Consider the following 18574-nt stretch of genomic DNA (forward strand, 5'->3'; position numbering starts at 1 on the left):
TTTCATCCTGGTCGAGTTACACCTTTTGGTAGTGGAATAGAGTATCCTCTTAATTTCTGTTCTACAGGTTTACCAACGATATTGGCTTCATAAATCGTTACCCAGGCATTATTGGCATCAGCATTTAAGTACTGTCCTATGTGCCTAACTGATCTAATCTGAAAATATCCTGAGAAATTTATTTTTTCTCTTGCGTAATTGTATACCTGAGAAGAACCACCAAAGAAAACTCTTCCTTGACTTGTATAAGGATTTTTACTTAGCTGGATATAATCACCCACCCTGATGTCAGCCCGCATAGGACATTTAAAGCTAATAGTATTAACCTCAACCCAAGTTGGTTGACCAATTAATTCTTCAAACTTTATTGAAATGGTTTGAATTTTTTGGGGTATATAGGCATTATCCCATAGCTTTATTTTACTATCTTGAATAGTTGTTCTAACACCGTCATAGGCAGCATTTTGATACAATCCTCTGGAATAACTTCTCATCTGACCAGCTAATTGACTAAGTCCACCAGGATAAACACCATCAATATCTTCTGTCAGAACAAGTTCATCTGAGATAGTGATTTCTATTTTGTAATCAGGATAGGCATTTTTTAAAGCATTATTTAAAACATCCGAAAGCTTATCATTTAACTTTCCTGTTATTGTGATAGGTTTGATAGGGAAACTCCCCAATACTTGATCAAACTGTTGAGGTGTTACACTTAACATTAAACATTGATTTGTTCCTAACCAATTAGCATAAGCCGTATATACTTTACCTTGTAAAATAACGCCATTTTGCTTGGGATTTGATAAAGGCAAACCAGCTTGAAATCCTCCTTCTAGTGTTACCTGGCAACCTTCAAAATTGATTGATTGGTTAAGCACTTCAACCGGCAATCCGAAAATAGTAATAACAGTTCCTGATGTGACTGTATTCCATCCTTGAATTAAAATATCAAATTCAATATGTAATCCATAAGACGGAGTTTTACTTGTATCAAATGGCCCAATAGTTACGTTTTGCCCACCAACATTTACAGGAATTGACTTGCCATCTTTTAAAATAGTTAATCGATAATATCGCATTAATTAGCCTCAAAGTGACTCATTGATGAGCGATAAATTAATGTTCCTGGCTCGAAAGGAATTGCCAGATTAATGTCATAATTATCAGGAGAAAACACTAATGGCATGAATACCCTGGTATTACCTGAACTATCATTTATTTTGACATAGTAACGATTTGAATAATTATTGTAGGGAGTAAAAACAGTTACTGTTTCTCCCGCTAAAGAACATTGAAATTGAAATTGCTGCTTATCAGTTGGATTGAATGATATTGTTTGCATTTTTTTATCCAAAAATATTAGAAATGCCATCCGAAACAGCATTTTTTAATCCTGACCAGGCTATTTCACCGCCAGAAGGTAATTCACCTTGAAATTTTTGCAATACGTTCGTTAATGTTTGTTCTAGTTCTCTATAAGCTAACACGGGTTGTTCAAATTCAAGCATCCAGCTATATTGAGTTTGTTTATTTTCACTAGATAATGTTGAACTATCAACAAAATTTCTCATCAAACAGCCAGTGTAAATGTGAGCTGGCGTTAAAATTGTATAGCTTCCTCCGGCCTGATTATGTGAATCTAAAGCCGATTTTAAAGCGCCAAAGGTTAATACTTTTTTTGTGTATTTATTACCAGATGTATTAACAGGCGTTATCATTTGCATGATAATTCTATTTGGTTTTTTTATCACCGCATTGGCTGCGGTTATTTGATTGAAAAAATTGTAATTACCAATGTCTTGCTGTATTAGTGTTGTCCCCGCCATGGGATAAAATTTAGTTGAAGCACTTACATTTCCTTGCAAAACACCGCCAACAATACTTAATGCCTCTGTAAATACTGCAATAGGCAAAGAATTTCCAGGAATATCTTTTGCAATTCCGCCATTTAAAATGATGGGGGGATATTTCGAAGGCAAGAGAAAAAGTACTTTGAATAATATTTGCTGCCATATTATAACCTAATATGCTACTTGTTTCTGAGATCGTATTTGTAAATTACTATCAGCCCCTGGAGTATCAACTGTCTCTAGCTGTATGATAAATCTATTTTTCCCATTACCTGGAATACTGGATTGCGATTGAGCTGAGGTAAGAGCATCGATTAATCCGGGATGTTGAGCAGCAGCTTCAGGAACGGCTCGAAGTATTTTTAATAAATAATTTATAGTTTCATTATTAAGATTAAGACTATTCCCCATAACAGCTTTATTTCCGCCGTTATATTGAGCCAATGATTTAGCGTAATCTCCGTTATATCTTTTTAAGTTATCCTCAAATATTTTTTTGGATGCATAATAATTATACTCAGGATCTGTTTTTAGCCTTTCGATATCAAATCCATATAATTTCGCAGTAGAAGGAAGGATTTGTCCTAATCCAATGGCACCAGATTTTTTATTTATTTTACTATTATTCCAATTCGACTCCGTTCCAATGATATTATTCAAAACCGCGTTAGTTGTAGCCGCTTTAGCGCTTGGGAACAATAAATCTCCAACGTTCTTTAATCCTTTATTTACTAAATCATTTGCATAGTAATAAGATTCTTTAACTCCTTGCCAGATATTTCCTTGAACGAATCCAGAATTTTTAGCTCTATCTACTTCGCCAAAAACACCAGAAATCCATTTAACAGCATCAGAAATAGCCTTTACTAACGCTTTTATCAATTCAACAAAACTTTTTAAGTCTTTTTGGAAATTATCAGATCCTAACCATTTTGCTAAGCTGGACAATCCATTACCAATGGTTTCAAATAAAGCTTCACCATTTGGCCCACTAATAAATGTGGTTAATCCCTTAGTTATTGCGTCTGAAAATTTTTGTAACCCAGGATTTAATTTACTTAATGTGGTTAAAAATGAATTACTTAATTGATAAGTATTTTTGGTAAAATTAGCGACTAAATCCTGATAACCACGGTATGTGCTATCGGGCGCCTGACTTTCAAAAACACCTGCATTTGCTTGCATTTCTTGAATGAATTGCGGTAAACGATTTCTGTTTGCTTGAAGTTGATTAAGTTGATCAGCTGTAATATTGAATCCCATTGATTGTAAGGCATTCAATTGCGCTCCAGCACCTTGATGTTGATCAGCAATTCTCAATACAGATTGAAGATATGGGCCAATATTTTCAAAAGCATTATTGTTGTAATTAATTCCTTGAGATAGCAATGCGCGTCGCGTGGGAGAATTTACATCATATTTAGCCCTACTGAGATCATTTATAATGCTATTTATTCCCGATATTCTACCACCAAAGGCAACATTGATTGCTTGTTGTTGAGCAACAGAAATACCTCTACCTTGAGGGGATAATAAACTATTTGCTGCACCCTTAGCGATTAATCCAAAACCACCAGTTCCAATCGCACCAAAAGCAGCCAGTTTCACACCCCAACTTAATGTTGTAGAGAATAAACCTCCGGCTACGTTAGCAGTTTGCTTGAGTGTTTTATTTAGCTCTTTAAGTGATTTAGAGGCTTCTTTAGATGCTTTGCTTAAATTATTAAAAAATTTATCAAACTCATTTGTCCCAGATTTTTTAAATAATGGACTATATTGAATGTCTTTTTCATGAGCAGAAATCCATTTATTATTCCATTTTTCTTTACCTGGAATATAACCCCCTCTGGGTCTACCAGAAGGTATTGAACCGGAAGGCATTGTATTAAATGCATCATGGAATTGTTTAGCAACGTCTTCTAATCGCTTTATTTTACTATCATCAATATCAATAGTAAGCACTGGCACGGAATTAGCCATTAAACAATCCTCTTGGTTTGCATTTTAATAATTCGCGGAATTGAGATGAAGTTGATATTTTTATAGGCAAGTCAATAAAGAGATCATAAAATCCTAAGCCGGCACAATAGTCGAGGATTGCTGAGATGATGGTTTCTCCATCTCGCCAGTACTGTCTGTAGCACTCGATGTCTTGATAGAAGCAATCCATTCCGTAACATTCAAGGGTGTACTTGCACAATTCCACAGCAAATTTAGCCGCTCCATCCATATTGCAAGTTGAGCGGGTTTGTTGATCACAGAGAAACATGTAAAAAAAACCAGTTCATTAATCGCCTCATCGATATCAATTAGCTCTTTCTCTATCGCAACCTCAAGCGGCATTGTGTCATAGCCTTTTTTCTCTTTAGGGTAAACAAGATTTGAAAGGCGAATAATTTCATTAATTAAGGGATTCTCTACACCATCCTTACCTTCCCAATCTCCCTGACTTTCAGCTATTTGTTTAAGCAAAAAATAGGCAACTCGTGGCCCTGATATCGCATTTAAGTTTTCAGAAAAAATGAATGAGTAAGTTTTAGCTAAAATTAATACATGTTTTTGAAAAATTTCTTTTGATATGGGTGTTGAATGTATAAATCCTGAAGTTTCATCATTTAAATCAACGGGAACAACTAAGTTCAATTTACGATTAATTTTCATTAGATAGCATCCCACATAGAAGAATTAACAAAATAGGTTCCTGTTAATGTGATAACTACGCCAGGATCAGTACCGTTGAATGTCATATCGGCAACATTATTTAATGCAGTATTTATTAAATCAAAATCACCATATTTTGTGCTATCTGTATAAAGTCTTATGTCTCCCAATAAGCAATTTAATTCAGATTGTTTTTTATAAATACTTGCAAGTTCCTGGCTTCTTACTAAATGAATTCTTACACCCAATAAAATGTAAGGTTGAGGTGACTGAACAACACCTGCCATCACCGGCAATGAATCAACAAAATTACCCTGAAACAATAATTCTATCCCTTCTTGTGCTAGATATGAAGCTGATACATTTAACTGCGGATAGTCAACAAACTTAACACTACCCCTTACCCGATTAAGTACACCTGGGTTTATCATTGGATTTGGCATATATAACTCCTTAAGCTGCCTGTAGTGTTACATTGATATTAAATATAATTTTTGTAAATCCACGATTGGGTGCATATTCAACTGAAAAACCAGCATAACGACCTATGGCGTAATCATTGGGATTATTTGTGATATATTCTTTGAATGGAATTGCATTAACCGTTACACCACCTGTAACATCAGGATTGATGAGGCCATAGCTTATGCCACTATTCATCACGTTTTGAGCAACAATTTGTAGTCTATCTATACCATCTTGATTGTAATAAAGCGGATTTATAGGGTTATTACTTCCGTTAATGATTGCATTGGCTAATGCTTGCTTAACATTAATCTGAACCCAATCTACTGAATACCAATACGTTGCATCATTACCATCACTGAACACACCTTTAAGCAAAATTGTGTTGGAAATTCCACCTTCAGCGCCCGTGCCAACATAATTAATAAAATCACTATCATACTTTTGTAAAATTGAATCTTTTTCTTTTAATGCTTCAACGCCGCGTAAATATCGAAAGGACATAGGCGGAACTTTATTAACTTCAGAAGGAGATGGGCTGACATAATTCCACAAAAAAGCACCAGAAGGACATGGATCTTCCAAGCTTCCTGGCGTTAATTTTCGCTTAAATGTCATTGCTGGAGCAGATTTGATTGTTTTGTAAGGATTAGTGTCTTTAACTTTTACAAAAAAGTATTGCATAGCATCCGGCGCTTCATATTGTTTCACAAAAGCACGTGTTTCTTCTAATGAGCTAATTGCTTCCGTTAATTGATAGCTATATATCTTTTCCTCTGGTTCTTGCACATATGCAATAAGTCTTTTTAATTGTTCTTGCGCTATCTCTTCAATAGTAGATTGAATAGGGCCTAGCTCTAAAATATAAGCACCAACATTCGCACCTTGTGAAAAGAAAATCCTTACATCTTCCGTTAATTCATAAGGATTAATTCCTTCTGCATAATCACTTGTAAATGTAAATTTACCTAGAATTGAAGGTGATGTTTCTGAATCCCAAGATCTAAGCCATTTACACACAATAGTGTTAGATAACTCTTCTGATATTTCCCCTGATTGTGCTCCATTCCAAGGTTTTTCAGGATAACATCCAGAAATAATTAACTGAATATTTTCACCTTTTTCGTAGGGTAAATTGACATCTTCAGGATAGGTTATATATAAAGTTGTTTCAGTGTTAGCTGAATTAGTTTCTGCTGTATATGAAACTATTTGTATCTGAGTTATATCATTGTAATCTTTTATATTTGTTATTAAATGTGGTATTCCGATTTGAGCAGAAGTATATCCGTACGACAAAAATGCCGCTTTCTGTTGTAGATTAGACGGCGTGGCGCTAATCGTTTGTGAAACATTTATATCAACAATTTGATAAGACATTTAGTGAACCTCATAATTGCAAATTGCTTCTTTTATTAATTTGTATGCGATCTCTCTCGCCGTCGCTTGGTAATAATTAACTTCAAATTCGATTATTTTTTGTTTTGCTAATACATTGATTTCAACTTGATTAGCTTTGCCGTCTTTAACTACCGGCATATTAGAAACGCCGAAACTTTCATCTTCTAGCGCTGATTGAACAATGTAATCTACATAATCTAATGCTTGCTCATTATTCAATCCGTAAAGTGTCACTCTGACTTTGTCTTGTACCCACTGCCATCGAGTGTTGTTCTTTGAAAATGACCCTATCTGTAGCGGTTTTGTTTCTTTGACGTCGGCGACGATATAAGGAGGATATAAGTTAGCTGGCGACAAAAAGGATGGATAAACTTGTGAAAATTTATTTAAGCTTAGCCAGATAGGAACACTATTAGACAAAACAAGTTTATCGGGAATATCTTCTATTTTATCAATTAACTGCGTCTCCATCGTCGGTAACACAGCTACCCCTTCATAGTGGAAAATTCCAGCCTGAGTATATTTGCTATGCATTAACGAAAAATTAAACCTAGCTGCGTCAAATTCTCCGATATACATTGTTTGGGGATCAACTAAATCGAAATCATCAATTTTTGACAAGGGAGTGAAAATAATTCTATCGACTGAAAATGACGTTGTTTCATCTTGTCTGCTAACCACTTGTCTATGTAGACTACCCTTTACTATCAAACTTTTTGCAGCGGTAACGTTCAATCTTTTTAATTCAGATTGATTTAAAATGTCAGCATTAACCCAGTAAACAAAACCATCTATCGGCAATACTTGCTTAACATAAAGTTTGAATTTGATTGTCTGATCTGACGAGATAGTTTCTACTGCTGAATGTAATACCGATGAAAGTTGTGTATTTGCCACTTTCGCAGCTTCTTCTAAGCTGGCCATTTATTTTTCTACCCATGCTTGAAAACTTGTTTGCAATAGCCCTCCATCGATAAATGAAGGTCTAGGAGGCCCTTTCTTTTTCTTTAATCTAGAATTAACACCTAGTATCGAGGCTTTAGTAGGAACTCCATAAACTTTCCCATCTAATTCTTGGTTTTCTAGGAACTTATGAAATGTTAATTTTGTTTGTTCCAGGTTCATGTCAACATTTGAGTCAATACCATGCTCAATTTGATTCACAATTGAATACAATATTTCAGTTCCTAACTCTTCTATTATCTCATTTTGATGCATGTTGAAAAAATGCGTGAATAATCGATATCGTTGCTCTAGGTCTTGCGCTACTTCATGTGTTGTTTGTCCTGGATTATCACCGTAATCATAAATAACATCGATAACGCCAAGATTGAGTTTCATTTTGTTAATCCCCAAAGTGGGCCCATTTCCATCAGAATTGCTACGACTTGTCTACCATACGGATCTTTCATCAACATCAAATCAGCTAAACTAAGATTCGACAAAGCTTGACTAATCACAATTGAACCTGATGTACCCTGATCTGCTGCTGAGTTCGTTATTCCATAGGATGGAGTGCCTATACCTAAACTCTTTCTAATATCTGACCAATATGTATCAGGCGGCGTATCTTGAGCATAATTAATCAAAAAAGAAGCAGCGCAGTTATAAACAGTTGTTACATAAATATGAGGCAGAAATTCGAGACCTAGGTATTTTGGAATAAATTCTAAGGCGGTGTCATAGCAAAACTTTAAAGCTGGATCATCATCAGAAATAGCCGATTCAGGAACTTTCATAATATTTCTGACAAAATCTAAAAATCCCTCGAATGTCGGTTTAATCATTAACGTTGTGCCTTCAGTTTTTTCTTCATTGGAGTTTTATTGAATTCAGGATCAACCGGCTTTGCTTCTATATCAATTTCTAATACAGAACCGTCGGGAATATTTCCAGTTTCTAATATTTTTTGCTCCAAATTTTGTAATGAAGCAGCGGCAGTATTTTTCATTATCTCTTCTGACATTGACTCTAAATTTTCATTTTTTTGACACTGACCATCTTTTATTTTTGAAACACTAATAGGATTATCGATTGAATAACAAAGACCTGAGAATTTTTTATTTATTCTCTTTACATCAGTCAAACCGTAACTTTCATGTTGTGAGATCACGTATTCAATCTCACTTGAGGTCATTTCTGGTAATTGAATTTGCTGACCTTTATCAATGTCCATCCCAAAAGACTGATAACTCTCTGGTAATTTATAATTAAACTTGTGCTTTTGATGAGTGCAATTAGCAATAAATAATTTCATTTTTCCCTCTGAAAATAGAGAGGACTTCCGTCCTCTTTATTTAACTATATTTTGCAGATAATAAAGTTATACCTTCTGGACGGAAGTTCCACCCAGGCGTTGCTCGACATGTATATAAAGTTGTCAAACCACCATCTGGCGTTGGCGTTGGCACTTCTGTTGGAGCTGCAACATCCATAAACTGAACATTAACTGCTTGTTGATTTGGGGTTGTAGTGGTCTAATAAAACTGTAGAGATTTATAGCTTATAATTAAGCAAAATCTTATAGGTATAAATATGACCCGAAAAGTAAAAGTAACCTTTAGCGGAAAGCAAAAACTGGAATATGCAAAACTCATGGTTGAAGGTGGATATAGCAATATCCAAGTTGAAAAAATATCCGGTGCGGGTAAATCTGCCGTATCACGATGGAAGCAACAATATCTTGCCGAGTTAAATGGGAATACGCCTGTAAAATCAAAAGCGTTAACACCCGAGCAACAGCGCATACAAGAATTAGAAGTTCAACTTAAGCGTGCTCAGAGGGATAATGACATATTAAAAAAAGCCGCGGCTTACTTCATCCTCGACAATTAAAACTCAAAATCGTGAAGCAACTGAAAATCATGTACCCCAATTTTACGGTCACTGAGTTATGCCATCTTTTTGAAGTAAGCAGCAGTAGTTTTTATTATGAAACGAAAATACCGACAGTTGAAAATGAAAGACTGTGTGGCGAAATCAAACGTATTTTTTATACATCGGGTCAAATTTATGGCAAAAGACGTATTCAAGCCGAGTTAAAGGGTTTAGGGCACCAAATTGGCACTTATAAAATATCGAACATCATGAAATTAAATCAATTAGTTGCAATTAGACCAACGAAAAAGCACTACTATCACTCATCGGGTAACGAACATCGATATGCCCCTAATTTGCTTAAACGACAATTTTCCCCTGAACAGCATAATCACTATTATGTCGGGGATATCACGTATATTAGACATCACTATGGGTGGAGCTATTTAGCCTGTGTGTTGGATTTAGCCACCAAAGAAATTATTGGTTATGCCTTATCAACAAAACCGGATTCGAAATTAGTGAAAGAAGCCTTAGATAACGCAATTGAACGGCAATTACCGGATACGACAAGTTTGATGTTCCATTCAGATCAAGGTTGCCAATATTCATCGGAGGAGTTTAGGGCGCACCTCTTTGAACGGAAAATAACTCAAAGCATGAGTCGGCGAGGTAATTGCCTCGATAATGCCGTGATGGAAAGATTTTTTAGGAGTTTAAAGACAGAAAGACTTAACCGTTTATCGTTTATGAATCATCAATCTGTTGTCTGTGAAGTTGAAAATTATATTCAGTTTTACAATTATTATCGACGCCATTCAACGATTGGTTATTTAACGCCACATCAAAAATATCATGAACTAAAAAATGCCGCTTAGATCTTCTACAGAATTTGTTGACCATTACATGGAATACTGCATCAAAATATCTGGATTCATAAAAGAAGGCGATACGAGTGTAACCGCCGGTGCAAAAGTACTCATTTATCGCTCCTTAAATCATAAACAAACCGATAGGCATTGTGGTATCCCAAACTAGCGTGCCATCTGTATTTTTCTTAACAGTTAAATTATTATTCGCTGCAACTACTTTTAATAATTTGATGGGGACTTTAGGGCCTTTACTTTCACTGGAACCTACATCAATGATGAATTTAGTTGTATCCCATACAAAATCTGAAGCATCCACAGGAGTTGGGCTATCTTCATTAGCTAACGCAGCAACTGCGGCCGTGATCGGTAAAGGAATTCTAGCATTAGAACCAAGACGATAATAATGAACTGTTCCTGGTGAGGTGAATTGAGGCACTGGACTGCTAGCAGTGATCAAACCGTGATATGCTTGATTAAATACAGTAAATCCGTTGATTTGTGTAGCTGTAGCAGCGCTTATAATGCTACCTGTAGACGTTGTAGTAATGCCTGGAATTTGCTCTAAAATTCCATAACCACCCCACATAGCTCCTGTGAATTTTTTATCAATATGGCCTGTGCATAATTGTGATTTAACTGCATAATCGTCTTGTGCATCACCTTGAGTCAAACCATCAGATTCAACGTTAAAACTATTAGAAAATCCACCTTGGGTTTTCCATGGATCAAACGATATTGTTGCCATTATGCTGTCATCCTTCCACTTGTATTAAACTTAACAACTTTGCGAGGTTGCTGTTTGAACGCTGACATCCAAGTGTCCGGATCGCCCTCAAAAGTTCTTATTTGTCGATTAGCTGCATCTGTTTTAATCACTTCAAATAAATGACCAGGAGTATTTTGACGTTTTAATTGAATTGCTTGAGCGGCATCTGCATAAATTGTCTTTTCAGCCATTGCTAGTGTTGCAGAATCGGCAATATCTTTAATTTTTACGTCTTTATATTCTGGTGAGTATTTTTGCATTGCTGCTAAAGCACGTTTTCGATAAGCTATTGATGATTCTCCATCAAATGGACGTGGCGCAGTTTTACCGCACGCTGAGAATGCAGAGTCAGCTTTCACGCGAGCATCGATCATTGCGCTGTCTTTCCTTTCATCTTCATCTTTATCTTCCGCTGTCCAGCTAAAGCGATTATCATTTCCAGCTTCGTCTTTGCGATCTTTGCGTTTATCGTTTTCCTTCTCTTTATCTCGTTCCATTTCATGCTCTTTACTTTCGTCTTTTCTATCCTCACGCTTACTTTTTTCTTCTTCAGTGCTGTCTTTACGTTCTTTTTTTTCAGCATCGTTTTCGTCTTTACGATTGTCTTTTTTATCTAATCGGCTTTTTAGTTCCGCAATTTCTTTTTTAAGAGATTCATTTTCATCGGCATCTGATCGTCCTTTGACTTCTTTTATCTCTTTCATTATCTCTTTGTGTTTAGTTTTATCTTCTTCGATGTGCTCATCTTTTTTTGCTGCATCCAGTCTAATTTCAAAATTACTCATTTTCTGTTCAACTGCATCGAATCTTGATGTTACTTGTTCATTAAACGCATCAACTTTAGTGCCAAGTGATCCTGCAAAGGCCTCAAGCATGGCTTTTAACTCTTCTTTTTCCATTTCCGTACCTTTTTTGTTAGAAATTTCGACCCCTTCCGGTATTTGGTTTTTATCCCAGACGCCGATTGAGCCATGCTCTTTAGTGACTAGGGCTATGTGATCAACTAAAGCTGGCTTACCTTCGATTAATAAATGACTTTCTTTGTCATCAATTAGAATATTTCCTGAACTATCATTGAATGAAACAGCGGGGCTAGTAGATACTGTTCCATCTAGTATTTCTTTTATGATTTCGTTGCTATAAATTCTGACAACTGCCCATACTTCCTCGTCTTTGATGTAAGGCAACATGACCGTGCCAAGAATTCTATTTTTAAATTCATCGTCATTTAATAATGATTTATCTGGGTGATCTCGAATAACCGGCAATCCATTTATTCTTTTTAAAAAATTTTCATTTAAATAAATAGCAGGATCACGCCAAACGTGTTCATTTAAACCAGAACGATAAGCCATTCCTGTTCCGGTTATTCTTATATTTACGAGCCACATATTTGAATATTTAAATGGCGAAGGTAAATCGCCATCTTTTATTTTATTGGCAATTTCAAATTCGTTTAAATGCAATTTTACCTTTCTCCGTTAAAAATTCGTCTGGCAATTTTTGTGGCGCATAAATATAAATAGCCTGACAGCTACAATTAACTTCTTCGCCAACAGATGTTATTTCATCATAATAACCATTAATTGGATTTAAATATCCTTTTTCGTCAGCCCATGAACCACGAATTAAATATATTTTTTCATCACGTTCTTTATGATCTTCTCGATAATCATAACCAGGTCTTCGCCAGGGTGAGTGCCATGTCAAAGCAATAGCTTTACCCTCTGTAGCTAAAAGATATTTAACATTAGCTGTTAGCTTATGACCCTGGTCAATCGCTAGTCTTCTATTCACATAATCTATTTCTTGAACAGATTTAACTATTTTATGTTTGTTCTTGCGAGTTTCTTCATCGAAATAACCATTCGGTGGAATAGATGTCACCCACCCATTAAATCGTTGTAATGTTTTTTCTATCGCCTGTTCTCTATTTAATTTAATCAAATTAATGCTGGCAAATATTCTTTTATCTAATTCTTTTCTTAATTTAGGTTTTATTTTATCGAGTGTTATTTTTGTAGGCCCTTCAAACGGTTTGTTTTTTAATGCACCACCATCAATAACCAATCTTTTATATATTTTTTTTAAATTATTTATTACATCATCTTCTTTTGGAAATCTTTTAGTTGCAGCAATTTTTAATTTCTTATTCCATTCAATTAATTTATTTTTCGATTTCCATCCGTATTTTAAATAATAATTAATTGCTTCTGTAACAACTTGATAAAATGTTTTACCAGTGTGGTTTGATAACTTTTCCACTTTGATCGATTTCCTCCTGAGTAGGCTGAAATTCTTTTAAAATGTCTAAATCTAAAATGAATGGGTATTTTTTATAAGTTTCAGTTTCATTGGCAATGCTAACTAACCATTCGGCGGCAATGGCTTTATTTTCTGGATCTAAATTAGGAGATAAAATAGCATAAAGTCGTACCGCATTTTGTATTACAACGCCATCACTTTCTCTACGTTTATTCGGTGATTCTTCAACTAACTCTTGCCAAGATGCGGTAAATTCATCTCTCCATTTATAAAATGTGGTCTTGTAATCTTCTGTAATTATTTCCGGAAACTCTTCCTTCAATGAATTATAAAAATCTTCATTCCAGGCTACGTATTGAATTAATTCCTCAAAATAATTCATCACAGGATCAATAGCTTCTCTAACACCATCAATGTATTGACTGATGGCTTTTGAATCCTCTGTTCCCTCTCCAAATCCTTCAGCAAAAGCTTCTTCTTTTATCAATATTGAAGGTATGTCGCTACCTGATGCAATATCAGAAATAATTTGATCACGACTCTTGCTAAGTGGACCTTCAACATTGGTTAAATTTAAAGATTCAATAGAATCATTTGGTCCAATTTGTAATATGTTTCCATTTTTTCCAGACTTAACGAAAGATCTTTTAATTGCACCAACTTTTTGCATTACACTGCTAATGACGGAGCTATTTTGTGATATTTTAGCAATTATCAATGCTATTTTTTCTGCAATAGTTTCATTAGCTTCCATTGTTTTTAAATAAGAACGAAGCGGATAGAGCGATCTTAAAAAAACACTTCTTCCTGTGTATCCATAAGATGAACTTTGATATTCAAGATAAATAGGAGAACCATTGAATATCTTAATAGTTCTGGAAGGATGCCAATATTGATTAGCAATATTTAAATACAAATCAGCCTGTTGAAAATCAGGACTATTCGGATCCTGGCTTGTCACCATTGAACCTGCTACGTTAAGAGGATCAAATATGTTAATAAATATATTATCTTCTCTTAAATCTTCTCTATCTAAATATTCATCGCTTTTTTTATCTAATGTTCCAACTCCGATAGCTGATGCGCCGTAACATCTGGCTGTAAAAAATCCATCTTTGATTTTTTGCGTGATATTTAGCTTTTCCCAAACTTCTTTGAATCTATTTATTACTCTTTCTTCCGGATCAGTTTTTACACTCCATGATCTGGGTTTGCAAAGTGCCATAGTTATTGGTTTTTCAACTAGCTTTCCACCCAAAGGATGATAAGCCCAAAGTAATTTACAAAGTTGATAGCCCGCACGGGATCCTGGCTTAATATCAGTAGACTCTAATAAGCTTAGTAGCTGTGAATTAGATGAATTTAATGTTTCTATTTCCGCCATTTTTGTTCCCGATTAAATTACTTCATAGTTACCAAATGCCAGCAATAATCCATATACATAACAATCAAACAGGTCGTCAGCTCTTTTATGTGCTTTTTTATCTGCTAGATGAAATCCTGCAATTTGTTTGATTAAATGATTTGCTGTTTTTTGTTTGAAGGATGTTACTTTTTCATAAGCTTCTTTTGTTATTTTGCATTTTTCCAAGTAGTGATACTTAGAAGCCATCACGCCGCGTTCATCCTTTCCTTTTGACGTCAATACAGAAGATATCGGAGTCATATGCCAACCTTCTGTTTCCGCTTTCTGAGCTAAAATGGCGCCCATGGCTGCATCTTCGATATGAATACCACCACTACCGCGTCTTGGCTTACATTTTCTTGCTAGCAGCTCTAGATTATCTAAAACAGAAGGAACAAATTCAGGCAGTAATGATGCTCTTATCTGTGTAACATCCCAGTCAATAACAGTGAGTTTCGGCTCTTCATAAGTCTCTTCATATGCAAAGAAAACTACCCCTGTACCGTCATTTTCTGTTCCACCTTTTAGTGCTGTATCCATAACAGCAAAAACAAGATCACAAGTTGTCGGTGGCTCAACTGGCTCACCTTCAACCAGCATTTTATTGACATCCAATAATGCAGCATCTGACCAATCAATAAATTCAGCTTCAAATTCTTGTTGATATACACGTGGATCGTTATCTTCTTTCTCTTTATCCAGTTCAGACTGAGGAATAAATGGATTTTTAGCGGTTGGTGCATGTAATACATTGAAGCCCAGTGACGGATCATTACAGATAGCATAAAAGAAGTTTTCGTCATCTATACCGTTAGGGGTTGAAAAAACATCTGCACCCCCTTTGGTGGTTAGTAATGTTGGTTTAATCGCTTTTGGCCAAACCTCTTCCAACATTTCTTTGTTTTTTGTAAAAGCAGCTTCGTCGATTAAGATTCTATTATATTCACGACCCCGACCGGCCAACTTATTATCATTAAGCGCCCAAAAGTCTATTTTTGCGCCATTTTCTAAGCGTATTAAGCCCTGATTGCGTGCTTTTCTTGTTATCAGCGGATATAAATATTCTTCAACAGTATCGAAAATCTCAATTTGTTGTTTTACTTCTGGTGTAAATATCCCTACCAACCCAGCATTGGGTATTTTCATTCCATGTCGATAAAAGAATTGCGTTGTAACTGATGCCGTAAGTATTTGTATTAATGCTGTTTTCCCGAATCTCCGGCCACATTTCCAAGCGTTAAATCGATGATTGATTGATTTTTGATATAACTCTTTTTGACCGCTATGTAACTTAGGTAAGTGAATATTAATCGTCATCTTTGTTTTCTATCGAATTCGGAATATGAAGTGAGTTGTGAATGTATATTTTTTTATCGTCGTTATTATTTTCTTTTTTATCTCCCCATTTATCTCTTTGCCTGTTTTTAAGCCAAAAAATAATTGCTGTTGGATCTGGGGGGATAAATTTTTCTGTTATTTCTTTTATTTCTTTATCGCCCTCATTTTTTACTTTCCTCTCTGTATAATTAATGCCCATGGCTCGATTATAAAGAGAGTTTGCTACCTCAGCGTCTGCAACATCTTTTCCGCTTTTAATCGACTCTTTGAACTCAGGGAATTCATTTTTCCAGTTGTATAATGTTGATTCTGCTATATTAAAAAACTTTGCCAGCTCTTCATCTGTAGCTCCCAACAAGCATAGTTTTCTAGCTTGTTCTGCATATTCTTCTTTGTATAATGTTTTTCCTGCCATATCTTATCCATTGTTTATTGGCTTACGTTTAAACGCATAACTACCTATCCCGTCTCTACCAAGATTTGTTTCAATCGTATTATGTTCTTTTAATTCAAATCCTTCCGAGTCAAAGAAATTAATGATTCCTTGATGCGTGAAATACCAGATATGCTCTGTCGGTCTAAAGTGATGTGATCTGATGACATGCTCACCACAACCAAAAATTGGAATTGAAACGAAAACCCATTTTCTGGCTTGTTGAATTGCAATTTGCGGCTCGTCTATATGCTCGAGTGAATCCCAGAAGCTAAGTGCATTATATTTGTGAGTGTATAGATTTCTATATAAGTCTTTTTCTTTCAGCCAAATCAGAGCCTTTTTATTAACATCGAATCCGACTGTATTTTCTCTTTCAGTGACGAATTGACCTGAACCAATACCAACATCTAAAACTAGTCCTTCGTAATGACGAGAAATAAGTTCAATCCGAGACTTTGTTAACTCCTTGCCCAACTTCGTTTCCGACATTTTTTGATATTTATCAAAGTATTTATCATCATAAGGTCGATTATTCGGCACTGGATAATATCCAACACCTATTCTCGGCAGAAAAATAAAGCCGTTTTTGTATTCTTCTTGGAATATTTTCATGTTTTATCTTTTTGTGAATGATAATCGCGCTTTATCGATAAAAGGCTTAACTTTTGGGATTAAATTAGAAATAGTTTTATCGCAGTGATGTTTCATCTGTTGACAAAAACAAAAATTGTCTGGATATATCATCAATGAATTAGACAAATCGGTAACTTTATCGTCTGTTATTTTCTCATGATGATTATTTCCACCATTTCCGCCGAACAAACAGATCATCTTCTTCTTATAAGCTAGTGCGGCGTGAAATATTAAGCATGGGCCAATGACTACGATTTCAGCCATTTCAACAAGTGAAAGCAACTGCAATAAATTAAGCTCACCACGATGAAATTTAGTATGAGAAAAAGGCGTCGGATGTGTGATCCATTCTTTGTCTTGTTCATTATGAGCCACGCTGATAACGTAATATCCCGCCATCGATAATAATCTTGCTACTTCATCGATATACTCATTCTTTGGCCCACGGCTTGCGTTATGCCACTCTGTGCGCTCAGTCGTGGGTCTTATGAGTGCAATGGGTTTCTTATCAACGATATTTAAACTTAACGCACGATAACGAGGTAAATCTAGCTTTTCCGGTTCACATTTAAACTGTTTTTGCATCGTTGAATAAACTGAACCGGTTTGTAAATCTTTCACCCCATAGTGTATTCTTCGTCTTTCAGCATCTTTTGGTGCTTCTTCGAAAAATGTAGGCGTAATACTTTCATGTATTGCTTGTGTTCTTAAAGTTGTATTTGTCTTTACGAAATGTAAGTTTTTTATGCCGTTGTAGATTTCGGGTGTTGCTGTCTTGATCCAGATTTCATGATCTTTGGCCAACGTTTTAACAAAAGGACGCTGACATATGTTGTCGCCAATACCCAACATGCCATCAATAAAAATTTTTTTAGTAGTCACTTTGAAGTTCGCTTTGTAGTGTGTTGCGCGGGAAACAATCTAATTCTGTATATCGTGAGCAGTTGACTATTTTGATATCAATTTTATCTGCTAATTCTTTGAAATCCTGTTGCCATTTTTTTGTCAAATTTTCAGTTGGATTATCTAACTCTTTTATGTGCTTACCGTGAAAATGCATTCCATTTTTTATACTACAATCGTAGCCTATCAATACTATCTTTTTTGGCTTTAATGTCATTGCTAATTCAATTGCCAGCTGTCCGCTGTTGCATACTGTTCTATTGCAGTTATCAAGCAAGTTTAAATTATATTTTGCAGCTGCTAATTTACTACGTGTAAATAGCTGAGCGCTTGTTTCTTTCTTTATCTCATCAAAATGATGCAGCCAGAATTTATAGTCTCCAGCGACTAAATAATCACAGTCTTTAGCCAATTTGTAACTTAAATTAACAGCAATTTTTGTGTAATTTTTAATCAACTCTACATCTTGTGATAGTAAAGATGGGCCGCTAGCAATACATATTGCTGTTTCTTTGTGCATTTTAAGGAATCCAACTATCTATCTATTTTTTGACAATTATCAAATTCAAATATTTCAGAACATTATTCTGCTAACTTTAATAAATCACCGGTATTTTTTGATACCATACGGAATAAAATGCTGGTTATTTAATTTAAACTTACTTTTGATGTAAGTTTTTGATTGTTTTGATAAGCAGTAGTTAATGCCAAAAGTTTATAGGAGCCTCTGAAATTGGAGGCTCATAAATAATTATTAAA

General features: G+C 35.2%; 22 protein-coding genes. 1 reads left to right on the forward strand and 21 read right to left on the reverse strand.

The features are described 5' to 3' along the window. Window positions 1-2: 2 nt before the first annotated feature. From ArsFIN_RS11795 to ArsFIN_RS26375, 12 genes are all read right to left on the reverse strand, one after another. Complete coding sequence (locus ArsFIN_RS11795) at window positions 3-1082, reverse strand: hypothetical protein (RefSeq protein WP_051297079.1); 1080 nt, start codon at window positions 1080-1082, stop codon at window positions 3-5. Then, entirely contained in the window at window positions 1082-1345 is a 264-nt protein-coding gene (locus tag ArsFIN_RS11800) for a hypothetical protein (RefSeq protein ID WP_026823409.1), read from the reverse strand. The genes ArsFIN_RS11795 and ArsFIN_RS11800 overlap by 1 nt, the downstream gene beginning before the upstream one ends. 4 nt (window positions 1346-1349) lie before the next feature. Next, window positions 1350-1982, reverse strand: coding sequence for a hypothetical protein (locus tag ArsFIN_RS11805; protein WP_246067204.1), 633 nt, complete (start codon window positions 1980-1982; stop codon window positions 1350-1352). A gap of 42 nt (window positions 1983-2024) precedes the next feature. Then, window positions 2025-3833 (reverse strand): lytic transglycosylase domain-containing protein, encoded by a 1809-nt coding sequence (locus ArsFIN_RS11810; RefSeq protein WP_026823407.1) that lies wholly within the window; start codon window positions 3831-3833, stop codon window positions 2025-2027. 93 nt (window positions 3834-3926) lie between these two features. Further along, the gene (locus tag ArsFIN_RS26370; RefSeq protein WP_026823406.1) at window positions 3927-4514 is read right to left on the reverse strand and encodes a hypothetical protein; all 588 of its coding nucleotides are present in this window, start codon (window positions 4512-4514) and stop codon (window positions 3927-3929) included. Next, window positions 4514-4957, reverse strand: a complete 444-nt coding sequence (locus tag ArsFIN_RS11820) for a hypothetical protein (RefSeq protein ID WP_026823405.1) — start codon at window positions 4955-4957, stop codon at window positions 4514-4516. Before ArsFIN_RS11820 ends, ArsFIN_RS26370 begins: the two co-directional genes overlap by 1 nt. Window positions 4958-4967: 10 nt before the next feature. Then, entirely contained in the window at window positions 4968-6359 is a 1392-nt protein-coding gene (locus ArsFIN_RS11825) for a hypothetical protein (protein WP_026823404.1), read from the reverse strand. After that, window positions 6360-7304, reverse strand: a complete 945-nt coding sequence (locus ArsFIN_RS11830; protein ID WP_026823403.1) for a hypothetical protein — start codon at window positions 7302-7304, stop codon at window positions 6360-6362. It abuts the gene before it with no gap. Next, complete coding sequence (locus ArsFIN_RS11835; protein ID WP_026823402.1) at window positions 7305-7721, reverse strand: hypothetical protein; 417 nt, start codon at window positions 7719-7721, stop codon at window positions 7305-7307. Continuing rightward, window positions 7718-8167 (reverse strand): hypothetical protein, encoded by a 450-nt coding sequence (locus ArsFIN_RS11840; protein WP_034249902.1) that lies wholly within the window; start codon window positions 8165-8167, stop codon window positions 7718-7720. The genes ArsFIN_RS11835 and ArsFIN_RS11840 overlap by 4 nt, the downstream gene beginning before the upstream one ends. Next, complete coding sequence (locus tag ArsFIN_RS11845) at window positions 8167-8637, reverse strand: hypothetical protein (RefSeq protein WP_026823400.1); 471 nt, start codon at window positions 8635-8637, stop codon at window positions 8167-8169. Before ArsFIN_RS11845 ends, ArsFIN_RS11840 begins: the two co-directional genes overlap by 1 nt. A 40-nt stretch (window positions 8638-8677) precedes the next feature. Beyond that, window positions 8678-8815, reverse strand: a complete 138-nt coding sequence (locus ArsFIN_RS26375) for a hypothetical protein (protein WP_155846999.1) — start codon at window positions 8813-8815, stop codon at window positions 8678-8680. A 100-nt stretch (window positions 8816-8915) separates the two neighbouring features. On the opposite strand from ArsFIN_RS26375, the gene ArsFIN_RS11850 reads away from it, so the two are divergent. Further along, window positions 8916-10075, forward strand: a protein-coding gene (locus ArsFIN_RS11850) for an IS3 family transposase (RefSeq protein WP_135677420.1) whose coding sequence is annotated in 2 segments (ribosomal slippage) — window positions 8916-9195 and window positions 9195-10075 — 1161 coding nt in all. Because the reading frame shifts where the segments join, the coding sequence is not laid out codon by codon here. Between the two features lie 115 nt (window positions 10076-10190). Here the strand turns inward: ArsFIN_RS11850 and ArsFIN_RS11855 are convergent. From ArsFIN_RS11855 to ArsFIN_RS11895, 9 genes are read right to left on the reverse strand one after another with little or no spacing between them, the layout of a single operon-like run. Beyond that, complete coding sequence (locus ArsFIN_RS11855) at window positions 10191-10814, reverse strand: hypothetical protein (RefSeq protein WP_026823729.1); 624 nt, start codon at window positions 10812-10814, stop codon at window positions 10191-10193. Then, on the reverse strand, window positions 10814-12301 hold the full coding sequence (locus ArsFIN_RS11860) for a cell envelope integrity protein TolA (protein WP_026823728.1): 1488 nt from the start codon (window positions 12299-12301) through the stop codon (window positions 10814-10816). Before ArsFIN_RS11860 ends, ArsFIN_RS11855 begins: the two co-directional genes overlap by 1 nt. After that, the gene (locus tag ArsFIN_RS11865) at window positions 12282-13100 is read right to left on the reverse strand and encodes a hypothetical protein (RefSeq protein WP_026823727.1); all 819 of its coding nucleotides are present in this window, start codon (window positions 13098-13100) and stop codon (window positions 12282-12284) included. The genes ArsFIN_RS11860 and ArsFIN_RS11865 overlap by 20 nt, the downstream gene beginning before the upstream one ends. Next, the gene (locus tag ArsFIN_RS11870; protein ID WP_026823726.1) at window positions 13072-14484 is read right to left on the reverse strand and encodes an anti-CBASS protein Acb1 family protein; all 1413 of its coding nucleotides are present in this window, start codon (window positions 14482-14484) and stop codon (window positions 13072-13074) included. Before ArsFIN_RS11870 ends, ArsFIN_RS11865 begins: the two co-directional genes overlap by 29 nt. A gap of 12 nt (window positions 14485-14496) precedes the next feature. Further along, window positions 14497-15822, reverse strand: coding sequence for a terminase large subunit domain-containing protein (locus tag ArsFIN_RS11875; protein WP_026823725.1), 1326 nt, complete (start codon window positions 15820-15822; stop codon window positions 14497-14499). Next, window positions 15812-16258 carry a helix-turn-helix domain-containing protein gene (locus ArsFIN_RS11880; RefSeq protein WP_051297136.1) on the reverse strand — a complete coding sequence of 149 codons (447 nt, stop codon included), beginning with the start codon at window positions 16256-16258 and terminating at the stop codon, window positions 15812-15814. The genes ArsFIN_RS11875 and ArsFIN_RS11880 overlap by 11 nt, the downstream gene beginning before the upstream one ends. A 3-nt stretch (window positions 16259-16261) precedes the next feature. Then, a complete protein-coding gene (locus tag ArsFIN_RS11885) occupies window positions 16262-16891 on the reverse strand; it encodes a methyltransferase domain-containing protein (RefSeq protein ID WP_026823724.1) in 630 nt (209 codons plus the stop codon). 3 nt (window positions 16892-16894) lie between these two features. Next, a complete protein-coding gene (locus tag ArsFIN_RS11890) occupies window positions 16895-17794 on the reverse strand; it encodes a glycosyltransferase family 9 protein (protein ID WP_051297135.1) in 900 nt (299 codons plus the stop codon). Further along, the gene (locus ArsFIN_RS11895) at window positions 17784-18335 is read right to left on the reverse strand and encodes a motility associated factor glycosyltransferase family protein (RefSeq protein WP_051297134.1); all 552 of its coding nucleotides are present in this window, start codon (window positions 18333-18335) and stop codon (window positions 17784-17786) included. The genes ArsFIN_RS11890 and ArsFIN_RS11895 overlap by 11 nt, the downstream gene beginning before the upstream one ends. Window positions 18336-18574 lie beyond the last annotated feature (239 nt).

Origin of the sequence: Arsenophonus nasoniae, from assembly GCF_004768525.1 — a bacterium.
In the GTDB taxonomy this organism is placed as follows: Bacteria; Pseudomonadota; Gammaproteobacteria; order Enterobacterales; family Enterobacteriaceae; genus Arsenophonus; species Arsenophonus nasoniae.